Here is a 22,773-nt window from a genome sequence, read left to right on the forward strand (position 1 = left end):
AAATGTGTTCATTGTAAAGAAACCGTTGGTGGAAATAAAGAAAAGTATAATGAGAGACTTAAAATGTGCCCAAGTTGTTATAAAGCCTGGAAAAAGATCGGTAAAAATTTGAAGAAAGTCGTTTATTAATAATTTATTTTTCCGTTTACTTTCACTGGTATTACTCTATACTCAGTTTCTGTATTGTACTTATCTTGAAAGAAATTAATAATATCTGTGTGGTTCACACACATCTTAATAAGCTCAGCTGCCAACATTGTTTTGGTCATATTGCAACTAACGCTTAATTTTTTTAACTTGCGATGAGTATCTTCATCTAATGAACAATTGACTCGGGTTTTTTTATCGGAACGAACTTTGCGTTCATCTTCTTTTTTAATATCATTTTTTATCATAATGAATACTCTCTCCCCCACTTTTTTTTCTTTATCTCCAATAAAATACAAAGCTTAAGTCACTAACACTGTTACACATTTAATCTGTTAATCTGTTACTAATTTACTCGGTTACAGTTCAAAATATGCTTATAAATCAATCATTAAGCCTCCCTTAGGCGAAAAAAATCGTGTCGCTATCCTATTTCGAATCAGGAATTTGAAAAGGGAGGAGCTTTGGGGTTGCGATTTTATTTGAACTTTTAATCATCTGCCGTTTAACATGAGTCACTTCTATATGAGTGATGCTGATACCAAAGTCAGGGTGCAGGGAATACACTCCTAAAAAACATAGATCTGCTCTAATATTTTTAAGCACTTCAATTACATCCAATCCTACAGTCACAAAAGATTCCTTGAAGAAGGTTCCGCCCAAAAGAATGATATCTATATTTGGATGTTTTGATAATGCCAAACTAATAGAGGGACTATTCGTAATAATAGTCCCTTTAAACTCCATTGGAATTTCTTGAGCCAGATAAAGATTTGTTGTACTTCCATCTATTAAAAGAACTTGCCCATCTTTAATTATTTTCACGGTTTTTAAAGCCAATTCTTTTTTGGCATCTATATTTTCTTCCGTTCTTTCTGAAAAGGTTAAAGCGCTCGCAGGAGGCAGGAAATGCCCCGCCAAACGGGAGCTTTACTTGAAGAAGCCAAATAAAAAAGTCGATTCCTTAACGTACAGGAAATTCGACTTTTTTTATGTTTGATTTTGCTTAGCGTACAAAATTTCCGAAATGTTGGCGATACCCCATATTGAATTAGAGGATGGTTTATAGGTAAAATGGTTAGCACAGCACGGTAAGGACTTTATCAAAGGCTGGTATAAAAGATGGCAGAAGTGGTAAATTGTGATGGCCGTAATCATTTTCTAAAGATGAGCTAAAAAAACACTGATCGTTTAGAGCTGAAGTGAGTTTTATGTCACTTTTTTAATCTGTTAGAGACGGATTAAAGTTTATTCTTAGCTTTAAGTTTTAAAGGTGTCGTAGAACACTAATTCTATGATGAAAATTCGTTATTGTACCTTTTCGGTATGCATCACTGGTGGATAACGCTGTATTCGGAGCCACCTTTATGTTTTGCTGGGTTACTATGACAATAAAAAAAAGGGGCTCTTTTTAACATCTACAAGAATTCCATTTTTTTTGGGGATAGCGATCATTTTTCCCCAAATCGATTGACAAAAATGTACTTTTGGTTCATTGAGGTTAAAGCTATGAATAATTTAGGTTATATTGTTTCCACAATATATCTAATTCTTTCCTTGCCTCTTGAATTTTAGGATGAAATTTAATTTTTGAGGATTCCCTTACTTTTTGGACGTTAGCAATACTTTCTTTTATTTCCTTGTCATTTACTTTTCCAAGATTTAATTGTTTGCAAATTGATTTTCCCGCCAAACTTCCTTGAGCTAATGCTACTTTTGCACTTTCAATTCCTGTTATATTTCCAGCTACAAACAGATTGGGAACATTGGTTTGTAACTCGATTCCGTGTAAGGGCACAATTCCAGATAATCCTTCCAAGTACACAAATTTGCATCCCACAGTCGCTGCTAATTCGTACAAGGGAGTTAATCCTCCAGAAATACAAACTGAATCTATATTTAAACTTTTTGGTTTACCATTTGGGGTTCCATCTACATCAATTCTTACTATTGAGACACTTTCAACTTCACGATTACCATTCACGCTAAGCAAGGATTGTCTTATATACACCGGTATTCCCCAGATTTTAACCCCCTTGGCAGGGTAAAACTTTGCTGCAAATTTTCTTCCTTTTTCAGACTGTAAGAATAATCCCATCTTTCTAATTAACCAAGATGGTGCATATTCTGTCAAATTCCTTAATCCTTCCAACTGTGAAAGTGGTGATAGATTATTTGAAAAAGGGCTATTAGGAAGAATATATACGCCCAAAACATCAGCCCCAGCCAATTTCATGGAACGGGCTATTGATAGAGAAAGAATGTCGATACCTGCCACTATGACTCTTTTACCTGGTAAAACTCCGTAAACATTAGTCATAACTTGAGCAGCCCCGATAGAGATTACCCCAGGAAGAGTCCAACCTGGAAAAGGTACTGGTTTTTCTACAGCCCCAGTAGCAAGCAATACACATTTTGCCTCAATTGTTATTCCTGGCTCATTTTTTGTAAGGTCTGAAACGTAAACTTTCCAGCCTTTCTCTAGCCCCCATACCTGTTTTCCGTTTAAAAAGCTAACATTAACAGATTGGACTTTCTGGGCCAAACTTTCAGCTAACTCCCTACCCTTCCACCAGTTTCGTGAATTTCCCTCTTCATGGAGCTGGCCTAATAATTTCCCGCCTAGAGTTGGATGGTCATCTACTACAATGACATCGCCCCCCCTTTCACCAAGCTCAATTGCTGCTGCTAAGCCTGCAGGACCCCCTCCGACAATAACTACATCACATTTCACATTCTCTCCTCCTGATTGGCATCCTCTATTTCCTTTATCAAATGAATAATAACTGCCACCTTCTTGAATAAGAGTTGTGCAGGCTTTTACTAAACCGATTTCAGCATGATAAATTCTACACTCGTAGCACTGTCCAATCCCACAATACATTCCTCGGGGCTCGTTATTTTTTTCGCTAGTTCTTAAAGTCTTTATTCTATTTGCCCATAATGCCACACCGATTGTTTCTCCTTCCCGTCCTTCGTAGACATCGTTATTAAAAGTAAAGGAAATTGATTTGTTTGAGCGTGGTTTTAACATTGGATGGTGAATCCTCATTCCTTAACCCTCCTTTCCAATAATTTTCGAAAGGGCAACAGGTCGAACCGGTTGATGGGTAGTTAAAGCACTCGGATCTTCTAAAATCCCTGCTTTTCTGTTTGGAAATAAGCAATCCAAGGCTGTCCTGCAAACTCTCCCTTGACATATCCCCATTCCTGCACGTGTAGCCATTTTTAACTCTTGTGCATTTTTTACTCCAGCATTAATGGCATCTTGAATCATTTGAAGGGATACCTCTTCACAACGGCAAACGATGTGTGTTTGGTTAGACAAATTAATCCCCCACCTTTTGGCATAAACGTGTGACCGAAAAGCTCGATAATATATCTTCGACAGGGTTCTCTTTTCCTTCAAGAACACAATCTAGGCTATGGGTCATAATCTTTCCCATCACTGCTGACATTCCATAACCATGACCGCTATATCCTGCTGAAATAAAGGCATTTTCCCATTGATTTATTTTACCGAAAAAGGGAAGATGGTCCTCGGTCAATTCAACGGTTCCAGCGAAAGCTCTGATTAATTGTTTATGCTCATAAGCAGGGAAAATTTCAATCAAACGCTTTGCAAGAAATTCTATTGCAAAGTTGGTATTTGAAACATCGAAGCTATTAATCTCCCATGGTCCCCCTCCTCCAAATAAAATATTGCCTGCATGTGTCTGCCTAAGATACAGGGAATTGCCAGTGACAAAAGGGTCAATTACTCTTTTTCTTACAATTTCTGTAACAAGAATTTGTGAACGTCTTGGTCTTATATTTATCTCTTCATTCAGCATTCTGCAAAGTTCTGTTGTCCATGGCCCAGCACAAAAAAGGTAAATATCTGAAGCAAAATCTCCTTTAGTTGTAATGGCGTATTCAATTGTCCGCCTTGAAGTTTTAAATCCAATGACTTCATAATCTTTCAAAACAGTTGCGCCGTTTTCCTTTAGATAATGAAGTAAGCTATTTACTGTAGTAAAAGGGTAACTTTGACCATCTATCCTGCTAAAAACTCCAAATTTTATTTGAGGATTTAAATTTGGGACCATCCTTCTCAATTCACTTGAACAAAGAAGCCTCACATCCAAACCAGATTCATTATATAGCTCATATGCTTTTAATAATTTTTCTTTCTCATCATCATTTCTGGCAAACATAACATGCCCCGAACGGAGATAATGGGTATCAATTCCTTCCCGCAAAAGTGAATTCCAAATCTCCGCAGCTAGCCTGGCATAAGGTATTTCAGCAAGCTCCCTCCCAAGTGCGAGGACGCCTCCCGCGTTTCTTCCTGATGCTGCCGCACCGAAGGATTTTTTCTCCAAGATTGTTACCTTAAACCCACTCTTTTGTAAAAAAAAAGCGGTCATTAAACCAACAATTCCACCTCCAATGATAGTAATTGTTCTTTTTTTCAGTTTTAAATTATGTTCCCTGTTTAAAAATTCTTTTAAACAGCCATATGTTTCTTGCGCCAAAGAAGCTGTTTCAAAAGAATCCTTTCCATCCTTAAGTGATAACAAACTCAACCGGTTTTTTTCTTCATCCATTTTGCTTACACCCTTATCCTCTTTTATTTAGGGCAAAAATTTATTTTACTAGCCGTAAAAATGAATTAAGCCGATCGCTTTTCGGATTATTTAGCACTTCTTTTGGATTTCCTTCTTCTTCGATTACGCCATTATGCATAAAAATTACCCGATCTGCCACTTCCCTCGCAAAGCCCATTTCATGTGTCACAACAACCATCGTCATACCTTCTAATGCCAGTTGCTTCATGACCTGCAAAACTTCCCCGACCAATTCGGGATCTAAAGCAGAAGTCGGTTCATCAAAAAGCATGATTTTCGGATTCATGGCAAGAGCTCTTGCAATTGCCACTCGTTGTTGTTGTCCGCCAGAAAGCTTTTTCGGATAAACATCTTTCTTTTCCTTCAGCCCAACCTTTTCTAATAATTTCAGCGCTTCCTCTTCCGCTTCCATTTTGCTTTTCCCCAGTACTTGTATTGGTCCAACGGTCACGTTTGCCAACACGGTCATATGAGGAAAAAGATTAAACTGCTGGAAGACCATCCCAACCTCTTGCCGAATTTTACTAATATTTTTAACAGAATTATCAAGAGTGATATTATCAATCACCACTCTGCCGCTGTTAATTGTTTCAAGCCGATTTAAACAACGAAGCAGTGTACTTTTCCCTGAACCGCTGGCACCAATTAAGGCGATAACTTCGCCCCGATGAATTTCAAGATCAATTCCTTTCAAAACTTCTAATTTGTCAAAGCTTTTATGAAGATTTTCAATGGTAATTATCGGTTCTGAGGCTTGGAAATCCTTTTCCGTCTTTATAGCTTCCACTCCAATTCCCCCTAGCGATCACTAATACTCATCCTAATTTCCACCCGATTTAAAATAAACGTAAAGAATGTAGTCATGACGAGGTAAAATCCAGCTGCAGTAATATAGAATTCAATAAAGGCAAAGTTGGTTGAGGCGAATCTTTGAGAGACCATCATAAGCTCAGAAACAGTAACAAGTGAGGCCAATGATGAGTCTTTCAGCATCATGATTGCCTGGTTTCCCAATGCCGGAACACTCACTCGAACGGCCTGAGGAAGGATAATCTTTTTCATAATGGTTGGGTATCTCATTCCAAGAGATTCAGCTGCCTCTATTTGACCTTTTGGCACAGACATGATACCTCCGCGGTATATTTCAGCTATATATGCCCCAGAGTTAACTCCTAATGCAATAACAGAAGAAACAAACGGGGACAGTTCAATTCCAAGCTGCGGCATACCGAAATAAACAAGAAATAATTGGACCAACATTGGGGTTCCACGTATTATCCATAGATAAAAACCGGCAATTAAATTAAGAACCTTGAATTTTGAAATTTTCATTAAAGCGATAATCAATCCTAGCACTAAACCTATTAAGATTGAGATAATTGAAAGCTCTAGTGTTACAAGAGATGCCTTAATCATAAATGGAATAAAATTGCCGACTAAATTAAAATTAAGCATCTAATCGCTCCTTATCGAATATCTTGACCAAACCACTTTTCACTAATTTTTTTATAGGTTCCGTCCTCCACTATGGCTTTCAATTGTTTATTGATTTCTGCTTTTAATGCATCCTCATTCTTGTTTAATGCAATACCTGCTGCATCCTTTAAGAGCATATCGCCAACGGCTTTAAAATGATATGAGTTTTCTTTAATCAATCTTGCTCCTACCGCTTTATCAGTAAGAACACCCTCTACTCGTCTATTTGCCAAATCTTGAAATGTAAGGAGGTCACTCTTATAGTTAATAACTATTGCCCCAAGCTCTGTTGCTTTTTTTTCGAAAGTGGTTCCAATTGCCACACCAATTTTCTTTCCCTTTAGGTCTGTTTCAGGATTTGTTATGTTGGTATCACCAGCATTAATAAATAATTGTGCACCTGTATGGTAGTATGGGTCAGTGAAATCTACTTTTTGCTTTCTTTCGTCTGTAATAGCCATGCTGGATAGGATAATATCATACTTTTTGGTAAGTAATCCCCCAATAATCGTATCCCACGGAGTAGGCACATAATTAGGCTTTACTCCCATTCTTTTCGTGATTTCGTTTGCAATATCCACATCAAATCCAACTAATTTATTATTCTTGTCAAAATAATTAAAAGGAGGATATGCTCCCTCAATTCCGATATTTATAACATCTTCTTTTTTTATTTTGGCAAGTTCACCACTTCCATCAACCTTTCCCCCAAAGGAGTTAGTTTTTTCACTGGTTCCACAAGCGGCTAACATAAATATTAAAACCACAGCCATTGGAAATAAAATCATTTTCTTCATTTTCATTCCTCCTACTAATATTTTTATTTACATTCTCGAATCCTTAAGTTTAAAGAATTCAAGAAAAAGTAACATAGAATATAAAAAAAACCATAAAAACGTGAAAACGTTAAATAAGCATAATAAAATGCTATTATTTTAAACGTAATCACGGTTTTATGGTTTATTGGGATATGAAAAGGGGTATTCTTTTCACAGCAAAGTAACCTGACCTTGATTATATATTTTTCGTAAGCGCTTTAATATATAATTTCATTGTATTTACTATTTTGTAAATTATTATAAATATAGTAAAACTATTAGTCAATATTGAATTCTGAATATTTAGTTTAAGTTAATAGGAGTAGAGACGATTAATAGCAGACCAATTTTTGTCGTTGCTTTCGTATGTTGCTGATCAAGAACGTAAGAAAATTCGTCAGAGACAAGTAGAAGGTATCACAGTGGCTAAATCCATAGGCAAACACTTAGGGTGCCCACAAAGTTAAGCGTTGGTTGTAATATGGCCAAAACAATATTGGCAGACCTGAACGGGGGCAGAGGTTCTTCTTTCAAAACATATTAACCTTTAAGCTTACTGTGGTATGCTCCATGTCAGGTTGGACCGATATATTCATTTAAGCGAAATCCTTGCTGGATGCCAGCATTAACAAACGATTTGACAATTTCTGCTATCACCGCAACGGAATTAGTGCAGCATTACCGTGGGTAATCGTCATCTAATGCCCTCCCTTCGCATTCGGTACAGAAATAGAACCGGATTTCTTGTTCATTGATTTCGCTCATCCATTCTTCCCAATCTTTATGATCAGGATAAATATTTCCAATGCCAATCCGTAAATCTTCATCTAATTCTTCGTTTGCATCACATTCACATCCGAAGCCGTATTTACCGCGGTTATCTCCACCATGCCCCTTCAAATTCTTGATGCACCAATCTATCATTCTTTCGTCATTGCAATTGTGCCAAACATGATTTTCCCGTTTTAATTCGAATCCATCCATTAAACCCTCTCCTGTTTTTCTCTTTCTTTTATGATATAGGACGAAAACCCTTCTCAGTCAAAGCGCTCCCAATAGTTCCATCGATACTGCCGCAATAAAAAAACCACCGTGCTGTAGCACGATGATTCATTCAAACTCCTTGCCAGCTTGCTTTCTAGCCCCCGCTTCAATCCGAAGCGCACAGGTCACTTCGATGGTTTCCAGCTGCATCACGGGAAGGAACTGGATTATTAGCAACTATTCGGAAGACTATGTTAAAAAGACTCCATCTTACTTAAAATGGAGTCTTTTTGATGTAAATCAGCCATTATTTATTAGCTTTGATTTGCTTTTGTAATTGCTGATTAGCCGCTTGTATTTCTTTATCGATTTTTTGTAAGACAGAATTAATGGCAGTTTTGTCTTTCTTTTGAATGGCAGCTTTTAATTGTTTATAAATTGTCCGTGTTCCTTGCTCTTTTCCTTTTTCACTATCATGGTCTTTACCTTCTATTTTGCCGAATATTACGTCTAATTTTTGATGTGCTTGTTGTTTTGTTAATTTTCCATCTTTCACCTGTTGTTCGACAGCATCAATTTCTTTTTTATGAGCTTGGTAAGTGGCTTGTCGTTTTGCTTTCTCTTGTTCCTCTTTCTTTTGTAAACCAGGTGTTTGTCTTAATTGCTTCATTAAGCTTTCACGGGTTGAAAGATCTTTTGTTAATTGATCCTTTAAGTGAGGTGTGGCGTATTGATTGATAATGTTCGTGAGTTCTTTCTGCTTTTCGCCATTTCGCCATTCATGGTGTCTTTCTTTTTGATCCTCTTTTTGAACAGATACGGATGTTTTTGTAGACGAATTGGTTGTATGATTGGTCATTGCCGTGCCAACAGTTGGTACTAATATAGATGCTGCTACTATAGGTGCGATTAAACTAGATTTAACTTTCATAATAGAAACTCCGTAATTAATAAAATAGGTTTCACAAGTTCAATATAGACATGCAATTTGAACAAACTGTGACCGAGAAATGAAAATTAATCAAATTTTTATTAAAAATTTTCGTTCATCCGTCCGTGCTCGCTCATTCAACCTTATAAGCCCAATGACTCTCCCCGGTCGCCAATGGTGCTGCCATTATTACCGCAATAAGTGACGCCATAATAAAAAAACCATCGTGCTGTAGCACGATGGTTCATCCAACTAAATTCAAACTCATTACCAGGCTTGCGTTCACGCCCGCTTCCGTCCGAAGCGAATCTGTGCGCTTCGACAGCAGCCGCTCAGAGACGAAGCGACGGACCATTCTTCTATAAAACCAGTATGATTTTGCTACAATCGCCTCTAGCCACACAAAAAAACGAGCCGTAGCCCGTTTTTTGTTAAATCAGATCGATTTGCTATTCTTATTTTTTGTTTCCTGTACTCTGCTCTCCTGCGGTCTATCCGAACAAAAAAATGGACGGTAGGAAACTATTTTTAAATGTCCGGTTTACACGTACTTTCATCCAACTTGTGCAGCATCGCGATTTTTTTGCCATCTGTTTCCCTAACCTGTTCAATAATACTATTAAACAAGGAAATATAATATTTGGACGAATCGAAAGAATAAAACATAAGCAAGGGGTATAATATGACCGAATATGATCGCCAAAAACACTTAAAGCAAATTCACGAAAGTCGAAAAGCTATTACCATGAGTAAAGTTGATGAGGCTATTAAAAGGCTCGTTAGAGCCAATCAAGGAATTAATTTTAATAGTGTAGCCAGCGAGGCCAGAGTCGCAAAAGCTACGCTATATAACAATGTGACATTACGTGAGCGTATTGAGACACTACGTCAACAGCAGATAAAAAGCCCTTCTGCAAAGCAAATTAAGTATGAAATGAATGAAAATAGTAAAGACACGATTATCGAATCATTAAAGAGGAAAGTTAAGCGTTTAGAGCATGAGAATAAGGATTTACGAGATCAATTAAAGGTAGCGTATACAGAAGTCTACAAGAATTTATAAGCTGAGGCACCTTCCCTTTTTTGTTCAAGTAAAGGGCCAGATTGTTGCGAAATCATGAACAGTAAACATTGTTTGTGAAAAGTTACATTAAAGCAAACGGTGCAGGATATAGATTTTCTCATGATTCAAAAAATATTATTTTTCCTTGACTCTTACGTGACGTAACGGTTTATAGTGAAGATACCGGTAAAATTCTCGCGAAATAAGGGGGTGGTTATTTTAGTTTCAGGTAAGAAGAAATGGAAGACAGGGGAACTTGCAAAGTTAACAGGTTTAACGATTCGGACCTTGCGGTATTATGACCAAATTGAATTGTTCTCACCATCAGATTATTCAGAATCAGGATATCGCCTATATAACGCCACAGATCTTTCGCGGTTACAGCAAATTCTTAGTCTAAAAGATTTAGGATTAACGCTCGAGGAAATTAAATCGATCCTGGCCGACGATATGTATAACCCTATTGAAGTGGTGACTCTTCAAATAGAACGTTTAAGAGAAAATATAAGAGTTCAACAGAAGCTGTTAAAGGATTTACAAAATGTATCTGAGATTTTGCAAACGAAAGAGACATTGACGGTTCAAGATTTTTCAAATTCAATTGGAATGATGAAAAGGAGTCATGAAAATTATTTTTACGGGCGTCAAAAGAATATGGAGCGCCAATTTGATCGACTTGGCGAATTCCTTTCTAATCATCCGTCCCACCAAAAAAGGAGGAAGTGAAAATGAAAAAACACTATGCAACACACGATACCTTTGTCATTGAAAAGGTGTATAATTTCACACCTGAAGTGGTATTCGCTGCATGGGCGGACCGAGAGCTTAAAGCAAAATGGTTTACTGAGGCGGAAGAATTTGATTTTCGAGTGGGTGGACAAGAGATAAATCATGGCGGCCCTCCAGGAGGGCCTGTTTACACATTTAAGGCTCACTATCAGGAGATCATTCCTGACCACCGTATTGTCTATTCTTACACCATGGATCTCGATGAAACGAGGATTTCCGTTTCTGTAGCAACGGTCGAGTTTAAACAAATTGATGAAGGAACACACCTGATTTTTACCGAGCAAGGCGCATTCCTAGACGGCCATGATACAGCTGCAGTTCGTGAGCACGGGACAAGTATTTTGCTGGATCAGCTTGGTGAACAGTTGAAAAATAAGCAAGAGTTAACAGTATCCTCTGGGGTATCGGAGATTATTAACTCTCCTGAGCCAATCTCTGATCGTGAGATTGTCAACACACGTATCTTCAATGTGCCACGTGAAATCATGTTCAAAGCATTCAGTGACCCGAATCATTTGGAAAAATGGTGGGGACCCGAGGGCTTTACTAATACGTTTCATGAGTTCGATATACGACCAAATGGTATTTGGCGTTTCATTATGCATGGACCCAATGGTGTAGATTATGAGAATAAATCCATCTTTTCCGAAATAATTGAACCTGAAAAGATTGTTATCCACCATCTGGAGACAATTCATGAATTTTTATTAACCATTACATTTGCTAAGAAAGAAGGCAAAACCGAACTTATATGGCAAATGCTCTTCAAATCAGTTAAAGAATGCGAAAAAGTGAGAAGTTTCTGTTACGAAGCCAATGAACAGAACTTTGATCGACTTGAGGCGGAACTGACTAAAATGGTAAGTAACCGGAAATATTAATTTTATTTTATTAAAATAAGCGTTAACATAGAAAGTTTACTTATTCAGTTAAAGGGCGCATTTGTTGAACAAGAATTAAACGGGTGAAACATATTAGCCATGTATAATATGTTTCACCCTTTATTTTTTGTGGCTTTTTACAATTTAGGTATTGATAACACCGTACCATTCGGAATATCAATTGTTAATAATTCCGGAAATTTAGCTATAACTTCATTTTTATGACGAGTATAAAGTCTTACCTTATTATCAAACTTTGAAAGTATCAGTCTTATACCGTCCAGTTTTAGTTCCGTAATGTATGAATCATCATCAAACGGTTCGTTTGTTTTTTGTAAAAGCATTGGTGAGAAAAACACTTAAACCACCTCAATAGTAATTGTACGACACAATTAAAGTGGATTCATTGTTAATTGATTTACATTTATGGAATAAACATCATAAAGAAAATACAAAAAAATGTACCTTGTATTTACAGTTGAAAAACTAGTTACCTACTCCATAAAAATCCGATACCAGTAGGCATTTCTCAAAGGAAAACCATTAAAAATTCCATTGACTGATAAAAAAGATTACCGTAAACTAAAATTATAATAAATGAGAAAGATTATCATTGTCATTTGGAGGAAGATTATGGTTAGGAAAGTTTTTAATATTAAAACAATACTTATCACCATCTCAGTATTGGTTGTTCTAGGTGTAATTATATGGCAAGGATTATTCTTTCACGGAAACCCTGATCCAACCGCCGAAAACATAACTCCTGGAGCTGCAATCATAAATACTGCCATCCTTGTTTTCAGAGAAGGATTAGAAGCAATATTAGTATTAGCTGCAATCATTTCGGGATTAGTACGTAAAAAACAAGATACACTATGGAAGCCTATTTCTATTGGAGCTGGTGTTTCCTTTATAGCTGTATTAGCCACTTGGTTCATTGTGGTGGCTATCATTTCATCCGTAAATGCATCCGAATTGAATATTCAAGCATTCACAGGAATACTGGCTGTAGTAGTTCTGCTCATTATTATGAATTGGTTCTTTCATAAGATTTATTGGACTGGTTGGATAAGACTTCATAATCAAAAGAAACAAAAAGTCACTTCTAATAGTGGAGAAGTTGTACAAAGCAATACTTTTTGGTCCCTTTTCCTAATTGGGCTTACATCCGTTTATCGAGAAGGATTTGAAATCGTTCTTTTCTTACAAAATTTGAGATTAAAGGCTGGTTCTGAGGTAGTCTTAGAAGGAGCATTAATTGGATTGGCATTAACCATGATCGTTGGAGTTCTAACCTTTTTAGCACAAAAAAGCCTCCCACATAAAAAAATGCTTGTATTTACAGGTGCTCTTTTAGTAGTCGTTCTTGCTGTAATGGTCGGTGAAACTGTTCAAGAAATGCAATTAGCTGGATGGATGAGCGCAACAACCATTCACAGTCTTTATGTTCCTGATTGGGCTCAAGTATGGTTCTGTATATTCCCAACAGTAGAAACTTTATCTTTCCAAGGACTTGCTGTTATTTATGTATTAGGTTGTTATTTCGCACAACATTATTTAACAAAGAGAAAAGCAATTAAACAAAAATTGATTTCAAAAGCATCTTAATATATCAAAAAGAGCAAACCTAAAATGATTTGCTCTTTTTTACCAATTATTCCATCATAGAATTATATGTGTGACTTACACCAGACGAAATAAAACCTGGAAGGATTAACTTGATTTTATCCTACTTACTTTTATCTAAAACAGTTTTCAATGTGTTCTCAATATTTTCTGCTATTTCCTTAAGCTGAGGGTCATCAATCATCCCGACCATCATTGTTGGTTTAGGCAATCCCATTTTAGTTATTCCATTGCTTTGATAAACAACTATTTTACATGGTAGGAAATAACCGACAAGTTCATTTATGTTAAGGACACTTGCAGCTTCAACAGGATTACAAACTTCTAAGATTCGATATGGATTGTTGTAGCTTTCTACACCCTTTTCTCGCAACTTTGCTGGAAGATCTAGCTGCCATAACACACCGAACTTTTCTTCCTTTAAATTCTGCTCTAAAGATGAAATGGCCTCATCGACTGATTTATTCGTTTCAACTGTATAATGGAACAATGCTTTTCACTCCTTATTGGAATTAATCAAACTAGGATTCCGTACCAAATCTTAAAGGTTGTTATTACAATTAACGTAGCTAAGACTATCCGCAAAGCTTTTGTATTTATTTTTTTGCCTAACAACACCCCAACAGGAGATGCAATCAGACTAACAATTACAATCAATACCGCAGGCAAAAAGGGGACTTGCCCAGTTGTCACTTTCCCTATTGTTCCTCCGATTGAAGATATAAAAGTAATGGCTACCGATGTAGCGATTGTTATGCGAATAGGAATTTTTAAAACAACAAGCATAATAGGAACTAATATAAATGAACCTCCAGCACCCACTACACCAGAAGCAAGACCTACGATAAAGGAAAGAATTGTTGCCAACCATTTATTAAAGTCTTTGCCCCAATCAGATTCAATTTCCTTTTTAGGAACCAACATAAGTATTCCCGCTAATAATGCCACTAATCCATAAATGACATTGATACTCTTTTCTGAAAAGAAATGTGAACTATACCCTCCAATTAGGCTTCCGACTAAAATGCTGGAACCCATATACAGGATCAATGTTTTCTTTATATTTCCCCCATTGCGATGGGCCCAAATCCCTCCAAGTGCTGAAAAAAAGACTTGAACAGCAACCACCCCAGACACTTGATGGGCTGTTAACCCGTGAAAACCTAATAACGGAGGAATATACAAAAGAAGTGGGTAGTTAATGATGGCCCCACCGATTCCTAACATTCCTGAGAATAGGGATCCAATAAATCCAATAATTAATATGGTGATAATCAATCCGATCTCCATAAGTCACCCCCTAATTTGACTTAGTGACTATCTTTTTTTCAAATAGATTTTTAAAACCTCATTTTCTTCTATAAAATCCAATAATTCATGCCCACCTGACTTTGCCCATGCACTCATATCATTTTTGGCACCTTTATCAGTGACGTGAATTTCTAATATTTGGCCACTTTCTAATTGGTCCATCGCTTTTTTTGTTTTAACAATTGGCATTGGGCATGCTAGCCCTTTTGCATCTAAAAATTTATCTGATTTCATTGTCATATTCCTCCTAGTTATTATTCATGAACGGCACAACGGTTCGGTCCAATTTCCATTTCCCGTTGCATCTCTGCATCAGGTGTGATTTTACCCATATTGGTTTGGCGAATTTCTTGATAAGAATTTGGCTGCGGAGGTAAGATTTCCGTTACCACTTTGCGAAATTCTGCTTCCTCCAAGTTGAGCCCCTTATTTCGTTCATATAGGTCACCTAATATTGCACTTACTACGCCATTCTTTCCAAGTTCAGTTATTCTAGAAAAGTGGGCAGGTAAAACAATCACATCTTTAGGAAACTGTTTATATTTGTTATAAAGGGAATCTCTAAGGTCTCCCACCCAGTCCTCCGCTTTACCCGCCAAGTCAGGTCGACCGATAGACTCTACAAATAATAGGTCACCTGATAATAAATACCTCCCATCAACGACTAAAGATGTGCTCCCGATTGTATGTCCAGGAGTATAGACGGGATTCACCATTACTTTTGTATTTCCAACCACAATATCGTTACCTTCAATAAGCCCTGTATAATTAAATACAGCTTCCTCGGCATCTTTTGGAGGTAAATAATAGGTCGCTCCTGTTTTATCAGCTAGTTTTCTTCCTCCAGAAATGTGATCAGCATGAAGATGAGTGTCCACCACATGTTTAATTTTGATGTTATGTTCTGATGCAAATGACTCATACTGGTCAATCATTCGGGAAGCATCTACAACCACTGCTTCCCCATTTGACTCGATTAAATAAGATAAACAACCCTTTCCAATTCGAACAAACTGATGAACGCTTCCGCCATCTTTTAAATCCCCAATTTTAACAGGCTCTTTATGTTCACTCCAATCCTTCATTCCACCTTTAAGGTAGTGGACTTTAAGGCCTTCATCGGACAACTTTTCTGCCACCATTGCTGATGATCCTTCCTTTGCACAAACCACTAAAATTTCTTTATCGGTGGGAAGTTTATCAAGAATGTCTTCTACATCATCAAGTAAATCGAAATAAGGAACATTTAAATATTGAAAATGAGCACCTTCGATTTTCCAATCTTTAAAAGCATCTTCATTACGAACGTCTAAAATAAATAAACCTTCTTGATTGATTACTTTCTTCGTTACCTCTTGAGCTGTCATTTGAAGTACAGGCATTCCATATACCCCCTGCAGTATATTTTTCCATAAAAAAATATTTTGAATTAATCCAATGATTTTTCTGTTTCACCTTTCCATTCACTCATACCTGGAACGACATTTACGACATTTATAAAGCCAGCTTGAGCTAATTTTTGTGCGGTCAAATCACTTCGATTTCCAGTTCGACAAACCACATAAATTTCTGCCGCTTTATCAAACTGGTTTAAATGATCGTCTAGTTGGCCCAATGGTACAGATATGGCACCTGGAATATGGTTAAAAGCGTATTCAGCTGATTCACGGACATCCAAAACAATAAAATGTTTCTTTTCTTCCATTACTTTTATTAATTCATCGTTTGAAATTACAATCGGATGCTTTTTTTCTACCGTTTCGTCGTTACTAGCTTTGCGAATATAATGCTTAAGAACTTGACCTTCCTCGATAGTACCTAGATATTGATGACCTGTGCTATTTGCCCATGCTTTCATATCAGCCTTGGACCCTTTATCTGTTGCTTGTACTTCAATTACCTGGCCAGCTTCTAAACTGTTCATTGCCTTTTTCGTTTTTACAATTGGCATTGGACATGCTAATCCTTTTGCGTCTAATATAATATCTGTTCTAATCATTATTTGATTCCTCCTATTTATACCGATAGGGGTATTTCTGACTTTAAAAAAATTATTCAATTGGACCTTGCCACTCCAACATGCCACCTGACATGTTTTTTACCTTAAAGCCATAGCTTTCAAGAAATCTCGTAGCCATTGCACTTCTTCCACCTGAATGACAAACCATAATGTACTCTTTGGACTTATCAAGTTCGTTCATACGGAACTCTAGCAATCCTAATGGAATATGAATGGCATTCGGAATTTTGCCAGCTTTTACTTCTTTAACCTCACGAACATCTATAATGTGAACTGGGTTCTTTTCATTTAATAACTTTTCAACCTCAAATGGTGTTATATGTTCCATTTACACACTCCCTGTTGATTAGATAAATAAATTAACGCTTCCTTCTGAAGCTTCACCTAAATATGCGGCAACTCCAGCATACTCAATTCCGTCCATTAGTTCTTTCTCTTGCAGGCCAAGTAGATCCATTGTCATTGTACAAGCAACCAGTTTTACGTCTTGCTCATTTGCCATTTCAATTAGTTGTGGAAGCGTCATAGCATTATGTTTTTTAATGACATGCTGAATCATTTTAGGACCCATACCAGCAAAGTTCATTTTAGAAAGACCCATTTTTCCTGCACCTTGCGGCATCATTTTTCCAAACATTTTTTCTAAAAATCCTTTTTTTAGAGGAACTTGCTCATCCTTACGAAGTGCATTTAGCCCCCAGAATGTATGAAAAATGGTTACTTCATGATCATAAGCAGCTGCTCCATTTGCGATAATATACGCAGCCATCGCTTTGTCGTAATCCCCACTAAATAGTACAATCGTTGTTTTTTTCTTCTGTTCAGTCATTTTGATCCTCCCCCATTATATACCTGATAGGGTATATTTTTATTTAAAAAAATTAAAACAGATTTTTAGTACTTCTTTACAATTACCCCCATGGGTATATTAATATATAAAAGATAAGTTCGTCAACCCATAAATAAGGTTGATGAACTTCTATCTACTTTTAATTAATAATTCAACAGCTTCTTTTACAAGATCTTCTGTTGATTCACCTTTTTCAATGTTTTCCCGTACACAACGTTCCAGATTTTTACTAACAATTAGACCAATTGTCCGATCCATTGCACTTTTCGCTGCGGATAATTGAGTGATAATCTCTCGACACTCTTTTCCTTGCTCCATCATGCTTAAAACACCTTTAACTTGTCCTTCAATGCGTTTTAAGCGATTCTTAACATCTTTTCCGTATTCCATTACCTTCACCTCACTATTACTTTTGTTTGCAAGGGCAGTTGATTAACATGTAACTTGCGATTTCAATACCCTTTGCTTTTAAGAAGCGTAAACCCAAGTTTAGCTCTAATTTATTTTGAGCCACTACATGGACCTCCTCATCGGGAATTTCTTTATTGTTACGTTTTAAATAAGCGTAAGGAATATTTAGTTTATTAGTGCCTGATACTAATTCATTTTCATTGTAATCTCTTATATCAAGTTTTGTTATATTTTTGTTCTTTAACACACTTTGTTGGTCAATACACGGATAACCTTTTACTGGATAATATCAATCGCTTATATAAGCTCGTACCTAGAGTCAACAACAAAAATAACACTAATCGGAAAATGATTAACACCACCTGTCCATAAGCTGTGACAACCAAATAATATACCCCTATAGGTATAATGTCAAGGAGGGGCAAAGCTTAAAATTTTCCAAATTTAATTTTTAAAAATAAAATAGGTTGACTCAAAATGTCGTTGAATGACGACTCTTTTGGGCCAACCTATTTCTTCTTAATAATCACTGGTCCGCAACATGATAGCATGTATCCCAATCGTCACCATCATCATACCATATCGCAAATCCGACACTAATGGTATAGTCACCTGATTGTGGGAATACTCCTCTATACGTTGGCGTACTGATTGGTAATTTTGATTTAAACGTTTAGTATACAATTAACTCACCTTAAATCGAGCGTAATATAGTCTGATAAGAAATAATTATTGTTGCGAATCCAGACTTTCCTGATGATTCCCGTGTAATCATGGCTATGCTTTTTCTGATCTTATATTATAAGAATCTATCTTAGATCTTGTTTATTTTCTATTATTCTTGTCCATCCTTATCGTATAAGGAGGGATTACAAAATGAAATGCGTTCATTGTAAAGTAACCGTTGGTGGAAGTAAAGAAAAGTATAATGAGAGACTTAAAATGTGTCCAAGTTGTTATAAAGCCTGGAAAAAGATCGGTAAAAATTTGAAGAAAGTCGTTTATTAATAATTTATTTTCCCGTTTACTTTCACTGGTATGACTCTATACTCAGTTTCTGTATTGTACTTATCTTGAAAGAAATTAATAATATCTGTGTGGTTCACACACATCTTAATTAACTCGGCTGCCAACATGGTTTTGGTTAAATTGCAACTAACGCTTAATTTTTTCAACTTCCGATGAGCATCTTCATCTAATGAACAATTGACTCGGGTTTTTTTATCGGAACGAACTTTTCGTTCATCTTCTTTTTTAATAGCATTTTTCGTCATAATGAATACTCTCCCCCCCATTTTTTTTTCGTAATCTCCAGTAAAATCAAAGCTTAAGTCACTAACACTGTTACACATATAATCTGTTAATCTGTTACTAATTTACTCGGTAACACTTCAGAATATGCTTATAAATCAATGATTTAGCCTTCCTTAACCGAAAAAAAACGTGTCACTATCCTATCTCGAATTAAGAATTTGAAAAGGGAGGAGCTATTAAGCTAATTTCCTTAAAAATTATTCTTTCATTACAGTATGTTAATAAACAATGCAGCTTCTGAGCCCCAGTGTAATTTGAGTCATCTACGGTAATACCAAAGCAGTTATAGTCTTTAGTAATCCGATTTAAGTAACTTTTTATGGATTTAAAAAGAAAAAACATGCTTTATTATATAAATCTGTTTGTCACTGCAGCGGAATTGGTGCAGCCGTACCGTTGGTAAAAGTCGTTTCAATTTTTCCGCATTAGTAAATGTTGAATTACTTCCCATCAAATAAAGGGTCACTCGCTTTTTCCTCCGAATGAAACTTCCTAACGCCTTAGAGCTAATTGTCAGCATAACGGCTTTTGAAACATGTAGTTTATTAGAAATTATTTCTAGTAACGGAAAAAAATTTGTTTTAAAAAACAAATAAATCAAACCATTAAAAATAAATGAAGTTATTCATTAACAAATCTTTATTTTTAAAATAATACGGTAATCTATAATTCAATATTAATGATAAATTTGTCAACTTCATTAAAAACAAAATATACAATAACATATATTATATAAAAAAGATTAATATATATATTGTCATATAATTTATTGTTATTTATAAATTATTAGCTGAAATAGCTCTCAAGTCATACTACATTATTGCAATAAAAAGGAGACATTGAATCTGCCACTACTCTACCTTTTAAAAAGAAATTTTCTAGCAGCAAGTTTTGATCCCTATCAAAGACATCTCATCCTTGAGTTTTGCAATTAAAAAATACTCTTGATTTCACTTATTTAATATCGCAATTAATCAACGATGCTGGAACTCATTTTCTTTAGAAATACATTGATGGTATGTTAAAGCCATTACTAACGGAATTTTCATCTTAAAGAGTTACGTACTTTTGAGTACCTCTGTCAACTATATGCAACAATTTTCTCATTAGGTTCGTCCGTTAAACTTTCATGTTCCACCCATTCAATTAAAGAAAATATAGTTAGCATACTAACTTCAATTTCGTAAAGCTCAAATGCTCTCTTCATAAAACTCTTCTCTTTAGAGGCCTTTCTCCCTTCAAGCTTTTTGTCCAAAAGTATTCCCGTCTTTCTTACCATCTACATAAAAAGCGTTTGGATTTTGCATGTAAATCATCTTCATATTGTTAAAACTATATAAGGGAAGTGTAGTTGAAAAGCCTAAATACTCCTTATGCTTTTCAACTGTCAAATCCCACTTACCCCTTTGACAATTTTTTCGAAATGCTCTTATGTTTTTTCTCCCGTTCCTGGCTCGACGATGGGAGATAGTTTTTCCAATTTTGTTAAATTCCCTTTCTAACGTTCCATTCCTTTTCGACGTTTCTTATTTTTGTTTTTGTGTTGCTGAGCAAATTCATCTTCCCTCCACTTACGATCCGCTTCACGGATTGCACTTTCAAGAATCGAAAAGAAATCCGAACTATTTGGAAGAACAAACCCTGAAACATGATTAGAAAGTGGAGCGATTGAGTTATTTTCTCCATAATAGGATTCTTCCACATTACCAAATGATTGGATCTTATACGCATGGTGAAGTTGATTCATTTTATCTGGACCAATTTCGTCTTCATATCGCATGCACTCATGATAAAACATTTGTTTGTAAGATTGATTTTCAAATTGAAAATCAGAATATTTATTACGTAAAAGCTCATGATATTGATCTTTATTATTAGAATCCATGTTATGACGATTAATGTAATATAAACAGCTAATAATTTCTTTTTGTTCTTCAGTTGAATATTTTCTTGGTGGGTTTGATAAATCTTCGGGTATTATGTTTTTTCCATAATACTCATTTGCCATTACAAAGAATTCTTTCTGTTCAATTGTTAAATAATTTCTTCCCTCCCAATTTGGATATAATTCTTGCAGCTGATAATCATATAGCTGATCCATTAATTCTAATGATTTAATCATATTTTCTTTTTGATTTAATAAAAACTGCATTTGGTTTAAAACTTTATCAGTAGCATTTTTAATTGTAGAGTGATCAGCAAAGTTAATCCCATTTTTCAATCGTAAATGCTCAAATTGGATCTCTGCATTTTGTATCTCTTTCTGCAAAGATAAAACAAACTTTGGTCTATTATTCAATAATACAAACAGATCTTTTTCAATTTGCTTCTTCTCTGATTCACTAAGTACGTTATCGATCTCAATAGTACTTAACATTTTATTTTGCGAAACAGTTGATTCTACAATTTCAATCTTTTGATCTTTAGATAATTTTTCTTTATCTAAATTAGGATAATATTGATCCAAAAACCGATTAGCTTCCATTTCTAAGATTTTTTCAGTTTGATTTAGAATTTCGGTTTCTTTTTCAATCCTAGTTAATTTTTTATATTTATCGATGGTATCGTGATGAAACTCTAGTCTAGATTGCCATTTTTCTAATTGTAACTTTCGAGTATTAATATTTTCATAGTTCACAAACATCCGTAACAGTTTTGCTGATTCACGTAATTGCTTTTTTTCTAAAGGTGTAAATCGACGAACAAACTTTTCCGTTCTTTCTTTTACCTGTTTTTCTTTCTTAGCTTCTGCCAATTCAATAATGGTTTTATTGTACTCTTTCCGGGCATTATTTATTTGAATCCTGTCGGATTCTTTCCCTTCATCTTGCATCTGTCTTGCAACGAACCCCTCATGAATGGTTGGAAGTGTCTCAATCCCTCTATCCTTATTTGATAAATGAGTGATTGTTTCAGAAAAACCATTTTTCTCTAAAAAACGATTAGCATGGTGAGCCCACTGTTCTCTCCAATACATGAGTTTTTCTTTTGTATTCCAATCGGTTGTATGTAAAGCTTTCACTTGTTGTTTTCCATCTATCAATTCTTTTACTTTCGCTTGTTTATTTCCCCATGACCCGTCTTCATTAAATGGACGGATGGTCAACATCACATGAAAGTGAGGATTTTGTTCATCATCTCGATGAATGGATAAATCCACAACCATCCCATCCTTAACAAAATTATTCGTACAAAATTCAATAGCTAATCGTTCTTGTTCGTCATGGGATAATTCTTTTGGTAGGGCAACATTTATCTCACGGGCCAATTGCGCATTCCATTGTTTTTCTTTCTTCTCAACTTCATTCCATAATTGCTGACGATTATAAACCCATTGAGGTGCATGACTAGGCGCCAGAATATGAGTAATCGGTTTTACTTTTCGATTGTAAAACTTTTCTTCATTCGTTCTTTCATCTATCAATCTTTCACCAGAACGATAAGCAGCAGCCGCAATGGTATTTTGTTGTTTTTTTCTTGAAATGATCTGATTAGAGAAATGGTAAATTGCCATAGTTATAGTCACCTCAATTTATTTCATG

General features: G+C 35.7%; 25 protein-coding genes and 3 pseudogenes. 6 read left to right on the forward strand and 22 right to left on the reverse strand.

From position 1 onward, the window contains the following. Window positions 1-125: 125 nt before the first annotated feature. The 8 genes from ACZ5XR_RS29340 to ACZ5XR_RS29375 form a co-directional block, all read right to left on the reverse strand. Complete coding sequence (locus ACZ5XR_RS29340; protein WP_464502824.1) at window positions 126-395, reverse strand: hypothetical protein; 270 nt, start codon at window positions 393-395, stop codon at window positions 126-128. A 181-nt stretch (window positions 396-576) separates the two neighbouring features. Beyond that, entirely contained in the window at window positions 577-987 is a 411-nt protein-coding gene (locus ACZ5XR_RS29345) for a DeoR/GlpR family DNA-binding transcription regulator (protein WP_464502825.1), read from the reverse strand. A gap of 667 nt (window positions 988-1,654) precedes the next feature. Beyond that, complete coding sequence (locus ACZ5XR_RS29350; RefSeq protein ID WP_464502826.1) at window positions 1,655-3,199, reverse strand: FAD-dependent oxidoreductase; 1,545 nt, start codon at window positions 3,197-3,199, stop codon at window positions 1,655-1,657. A gap of 3 nt (window positions 3,200-3,202) precedes the next feature. Next, window positions 3,203-3,475: a (2Fe-2S)-binding protein gene (locus tag ACZ5XR_RS29355; protein WP_464502827.1), complete on the reverse strand. Its 273-nt coding sequence runs from the start codon at window positions 3,473-3,475 to the stop codon at window positions 3,203-3,205. Between the two features lies 1 nt (window position 3,476). After that, window positions 3,477-4,736 (reverse strand): NAD(P)/FAD-dependent oxidoreductase, encoded by a 1,260-nt coding sequence (locus tag ACZ5XR_RS29360; RefSeq protein WP_464502828.1) that lies wholly within the window; start codon window positions 4,734-4,736, stop codon window positions 3,477-3,479. Window positions 4,737-4,776: 40 nt separating this feature from the next. Further along, complete coding sequence (locus tag ACZ5XR_RS29365) at window positions 4,777-5,499, reverse strand: amino acid ABC transporter ATP-binding protein (RefSeq protein ID WP_464502832.1); 723 nt, start codon at window positions 5,497-5,499, stop codon at window positions 4,777-4,779. 56 nt (window positions 5,500-5,555) lie between these two features. Next, window positions 5,556-6,212, reverse strand: a complete 657-nt coding sequence (locus tag ACZ5XR_RS29370; protein WP_464502466.1) for an amino acid ABC transporter permease — start codon at window positions 6,210-6,212, stop codon at window positions 5,556-5,558. 11 nt (window positions 6,213-6,223) lie between these two features. Continuing rightward, a complete protein-coding gene (locus ACZ5XR_RS29375) occupies window positions 6,224-7,030 on the reverse strand; it encodes a transporter substrate-binding domain-containing protein (RefSeq protein ID WP_464502467.1) in 807 nt (268 codons plus the stop codon). Between the two features lie 350 nt (window positions 7,031-7,380). Between ACZ5XR_RS29375 and ACZ5XR_RS29380 the strand changes: the two are divergent. Beyond that, window positions 7,381-7,512, forward strand: a pseudogene (locus ACZ5XR_RS29380) (recombinase family protein); the annotation flags it as partial. 217 nt (window positions 7,513-7,729) lie between these two features. On the opposite strand, the gene ACZ5XR_RS29385 reads toward ACZ5XR_RS29380, so the two are convergent. Together ACZ5XR_RS29385 and ACZ5XR_RS29390 are read right to left on the reverse strand one after the other, a co-directional pair. Next, window positions 7,730-8,035, reverse strand: coding sequence for a hypothetical protein (locus ACZ5XR_RS29385; RefSeq protein ID WP_464502468.1), 306 nt, complete (start codon window positions 8,033-8,035; stop codon window positions 7,730-7,732). A gap of 307 nt (window positions 8,036-8,342) precedes the next feature. Further along, window positions 8,343-8,966 (reverse strand): hypothetical protein, encoded by a 624-nt coding sequence (locus ACZ5XR_RS29390; protein ID WP_464502469.1) that lies wholly within the window; start codon window positions 8,964-8,966, stop codon window positions 8,343-8,345. A 682-nt stretch (window positions 8,967-9,648) separates the two neighbouring features. Here ACZ5XR_RS29390 and ACZ5XR_RS29395 point away from each other — a divergent pair. The 4 genes and pseudogenes from ACZ5XR_RS29395 (at window position 9,649) to ACZ5XR_RS29410 (ending at window position 11,699) form a co-directional block, all read left to right on the forward strand. Then, window positions 9,649-10,029 (forward strand): DUF6262 family protein, encoded by a 381-nt coding sequence (locus tag ACZ5XR_RS29395; RefSeq protein ID WP_464502470.1) that lies wholly within the window; start codon window positions 9,649-9,651, stop codon window positions 10,027-10,029. Window positions 10,030-10,239: 210 nt separating this feature from the next. Beyond that, window positions 10,240-10,755, forward strand: a complete 516-nt coding sequence (locus ACZ5XR_RS29400) for a MerR family transcriptional regulator (RefSeq protein ID WP_464502471.1) — start codon at window positions 10,240-10,242, stop codon at window positions 10,753-10,755. A 2-nt stretch (window positions 10,756-10,757) separates the two neighbouring features. Next, window positions 10,758-11,123, forward strand: a pseudogene (locus ACZ5XR_RS29405) (SRPBCC family protein); the annotation flags it as partial. A 105-nt stretch (window positions 11,124-11,228) separates the two neighbouring features. Next, on the forward strand, window positions 11,229-11,699 hold the full coding sequence (locus ACZ5XR_RS29410; RefSeq protein WP_464502833.1) for an SRPBCC family protein: 471 nt from the start codon (window positions 11,229-11,231) through the stop codon (window positions 11,697-11,699). Window positions 11,700-11,854: 155 nt separating this feature from the next. On the opposite strand, the pseudogene ACZ5XR_RS29415 reads toward ACZ5XR_RS29410, so the two are convergent. Further along, window positions 11,855-12,058, reverse strand: a pseudogene (locus ACZ5XR_RS29415) (ATP-dependent DNA ligase); the annotation flags it as partial. 274 nt (window positions 12,059-12,332) lie between these two features. Here ACZ5XR_RS29415 and ACZ5XR_RS29420 point away from each other — a divergent pair. Further along, entirely contained in the window at window positions 12,333-13,307 is a 975-nt protein-coding gene (locus tag ACZ5XR_RS29420; protein ID WP_464502472.1) for an FTR1 family iron permease, read from the forward strand. A 121-nt stretch (window positions 13,308-13,428) separates the two neighbouring features. Here the strand turns inward: ACZ5XR_RS29420 and ACZ5XR_RS29425 are convergent, their stop codons facing one another. The 11 genes from ACZ5XR_RS29425 to mobQ form a co-directional block, all read right to left on the reverse strand. After that, entirely contained in the window at window positions 13,429-13,815 is a 387-nt protein-coding gene (locus ACZ5XR_RS29425) for a DUF302 domain-containing protein (RefSeq protein ID WP_464502473.1), read from the reverse strand. A gap of 26 nt (window positions 13,816-13,841) precedes the next feature. Next, the gene (locus ACZ5XR_RS29430; protein ID WP_464502474.1) at window positions 13,842-14,615 is read right to left on the reverse strand and encodes a sulfite exporter TauE/SafE family protein; all 774 of its coding nucleotides are present in this window, start codon (window positions 14,613-14,615) and stop codon (window positions 13,842-13,844) included. Window positions 14,616-14,642: 27 nt separating this feature from the next. Continuing rightward, window positions 14,643-14,870 carry a sulfurtransferase TusA family protein gene (locus tag ACZ5XR_RS29435; RefSeq protein ID WP_464502475.1) on the reverse strand — a complete coding sequence of 76 codons (228 nt, stop codon included), beginning with the start codon at window positions 14,868-14,870 and terminating at the stop codon, window positions 14,643-14,645. A 20-nt stretch (window positions 14,871-14,890) separates the two neighbouring features. Next, the gene (locus ACZ5XR_RS29440; protein WP_464502476.1) at window positions 14,891-16,018 is read right to left on the reverse strand and encodes an MBL fold metallo-hydrolase; all 1,128 of its coding nucleotides are present in this window, start codon (window positions 16,016-16,018) and stop codon (window positions 14,891-14,893) included. A 47-nt stretch (window positions 16,019-16,065) separates the two neighbouring features. Next, complete coding sequence (locus ACZ5XR_RS29445; RefSeq protein ID WP_464502477.1) at window positions 16,066-16,635, reverse strand: sulfurtransferase TusA family protein; 570 nt, start codon at window positions 16,633-16,635, stop codon at window positions 16,066-16,068. Between the two features lie 52 nt (window positions 16,636-16,687). Further along, the gene (locus ACZ5XR_RS29450) at window positions 16,688-16,984 is read right to left on the reverse strand and encodes a rhodanese-like domain-containing protein (RefSeq protein ID WP_464502478.1); all 297 of its coding nucleotides are present in this window, start codon (window positions 16,982-16,984) and stop codon (window positions 16,688-16,690) included. Between the two features lie 18 nt (window positions 16,985-17,002). Next, window positions 17,003-17,485, reverse strand: coding sequence for a DsrE/DsrF/DrsH-like family protein (locus ACZ5XR_RS29455; RefSeq protein WP_464502479.1), 483 nt, complete (start codon window positions 17,483-17,485; stop codon window positions 17,003-17,005). Between the two features lie 150 nt (window positions 17,486-17,635). After that, window positions 17,636-17,896: a metal-sensitive transcriptional regulator gene (locus tag ACZ5XR_RS29460; protein ID WP_464502480.1), complete on the reverse strand. Its 261-nt coding sequence runs from the start codon at window positions 17,894-17,896 to the stop codon at window positions 17,636-17,638. A gap of 1,025 nt (window positions 17,897-18,921) precedes the next feature. After that, window positions 18,922-19,191 carry a hypothetical protein gene (locus ACZ5XR_RS29465; protein WP_464502481.1) on the reverse strand — a complete coding sequence of 90 codons (270 nt, stop codon included), beginning with the start codon at window positions 19,189-19,191 and terminating at the stop codon, window positions 18,922-18,924. Window positions 19,192-20,469: 1,278 nt separating this feature from the next. Further along, the gene (locus ACZ5XR_RS29470) at window positions 20,470-20,622 is read right to left on the reverse strand and encodes a hypothetical protein (protein WP_464502482.1); all 153 of its coding nucleotides are present in this window, start codon (window positions 20,620-20,622) and stop codon (window positions 20,470-20,472) included. A gap of 107 nt (window positions 20,623-20,729) precedes the next feature. Continuing rightward, a complete protein-coding gene (gene mobQ, locus ACZ5XR_RS29475) occupies window positions 20,730-22,745 on the reverse strand; it encodes a MobQ family relaxase (RefSeq protein ID WP_464502483.1) in 2,016 nt (671 codons plus the stop codon). Window positions 22,746-22,773 lie beyond the last annotated feature (28 nt).

This window comes from Neobacillus sp. Fa239 (assembly GCF_055395235.1).

Excerpts from the sequence above, each read along its gene's own strand:
- mobQ (WP_464502483.1), bottom strand. The coding sequence starts at position 22,745 with ATGGCAATTTACCATTTCTCTAATCAGATCATTTCAAGAAAAAAACAA.
- ACZ5XR_RS29450 (WP_464502478.1), bottom strand. The coding sequence starts at position 16,984 with ATGGAACATATAACACCATTTGAGGTTGAAAAGTTATTAAATGAAAAG.
- ACZ5XR_RS29375 (WP_464502467.1), bottom strand. The coding sequence starts at position 7,030 with ATGAAGAAAATGATTTTATTTCCAATGGCTGTGGTTTTAATATTTATG.
- ACZ5XR_RS29340 (WP_464502824.1), bottom strand. The coding sequence starts at position 395 with ATGATAAAAAATGATATTAAAAAAGAAGATGAACGCAAAGTTCGTTCC.
- ACZ5XR_RS29435 (WP_464502475.1), bottom strand. The coding sequence starts at position 14,870 with ATGAAATCAGATAAATTTTTAGATGCAAAAGGGCTAGCATGCCCAATG.
- ACZ5XR_RS29360 (WP_464502828.1), bottom strand. The coding sequence starts at position 4,736 with ATGGATGAAGAAAAAAACCGGTTGAGTTTGTTATCACTTAAGGATGGA.
- ACZ5XR_RS29395 (WP_464502470.1), top strand. The coding sequence starts at position 9,649 with ATGACCGAATATGATCGCCAAAAACACTTAAAGCAAATTCACGAAAGT.
- ACZ5XR_RS29430 (WP_464502474.1), bottom strand. The coding sequence starts at position 14,615 with ATGGAGATCGGATTGATTATCACCATATTAATTATTGGATTTATTGGA.
- ACZ5XR_RS29385 (WP_464502468.1), bottom strand. The coding sequence starts at position 8,035 with ATGGATGGATTCGAATTAAAACGGGAAAATCATGTTTGGCACAATTGC.
- ACZ5XR_RS29445 (WP_464502477.1), bottom strand. The coding sequence starts at position 16,635 with ATGATTAGAACAGATATTATATTAGACGCAAAAGGATTAGCATGTCCA.
- ACZ5XR_RS29440 (WP_464502476.1), bottom strand. The coding sequence starts at position 16,018 with ATGCCTGTACTTCAAATGACAGCTCAAGAGGTAACGAAGAAAGTAATC.
- ACZ5XR_RS29370 (WP_464502466.1), bottom strand. The coding sequence starts at position 6,212 with ATGCTTAATTTTAATTTAGTCGGCAATTTTATTCCATTTATGATTAAG.
- ACZ5XR_RS29350 (WP_464502826.1), bottom strand. The coding sequence starts at position 3,199 with ATGAGGATTCACCATCCAATGTTAAAACCACGCTCAAACAAATCAATT.
- ACZ5XR_RS29460 (WP_464502480.1), bottom strand. The coding sequence starts at position 17,896 with ATGGAATACGGAAAAGATGTTAAGAATCGCTTAAAACGCATTGAAGGA.
- ACZ5XR_RS29465 (WP_464502481.1), bottom strand. The coding sequence starts at position 19,191 with ATGACGAAAAATGCTATTAAAAAAGAAGATGAACGAAAAGTTCGTTCC.
- ACZ5XR_RS29455 (WP_464502479.1), bottom strand. The coding sequence starts at position 17,485 with ATGACTGAACAGAAGAAAAAAACAACGATTGTACTATTTAGTGGGGAT.
- ACZ5XR_RS29390 (WP_464502469.1), bottom strand. The coding sequence starts at position 8,966 with ATGAAAGTTAAATCTAGTTTAATCGCACCTATAGTAGCAGCATCTATA.
- ACZ5XR_RS29420 (WP_464502472.1), top strand. The coding sequence starts at position 12,333 with ATGGTTAGGAAAGTTTTTAATATTAAAACAATACTTATCACCATCTCA.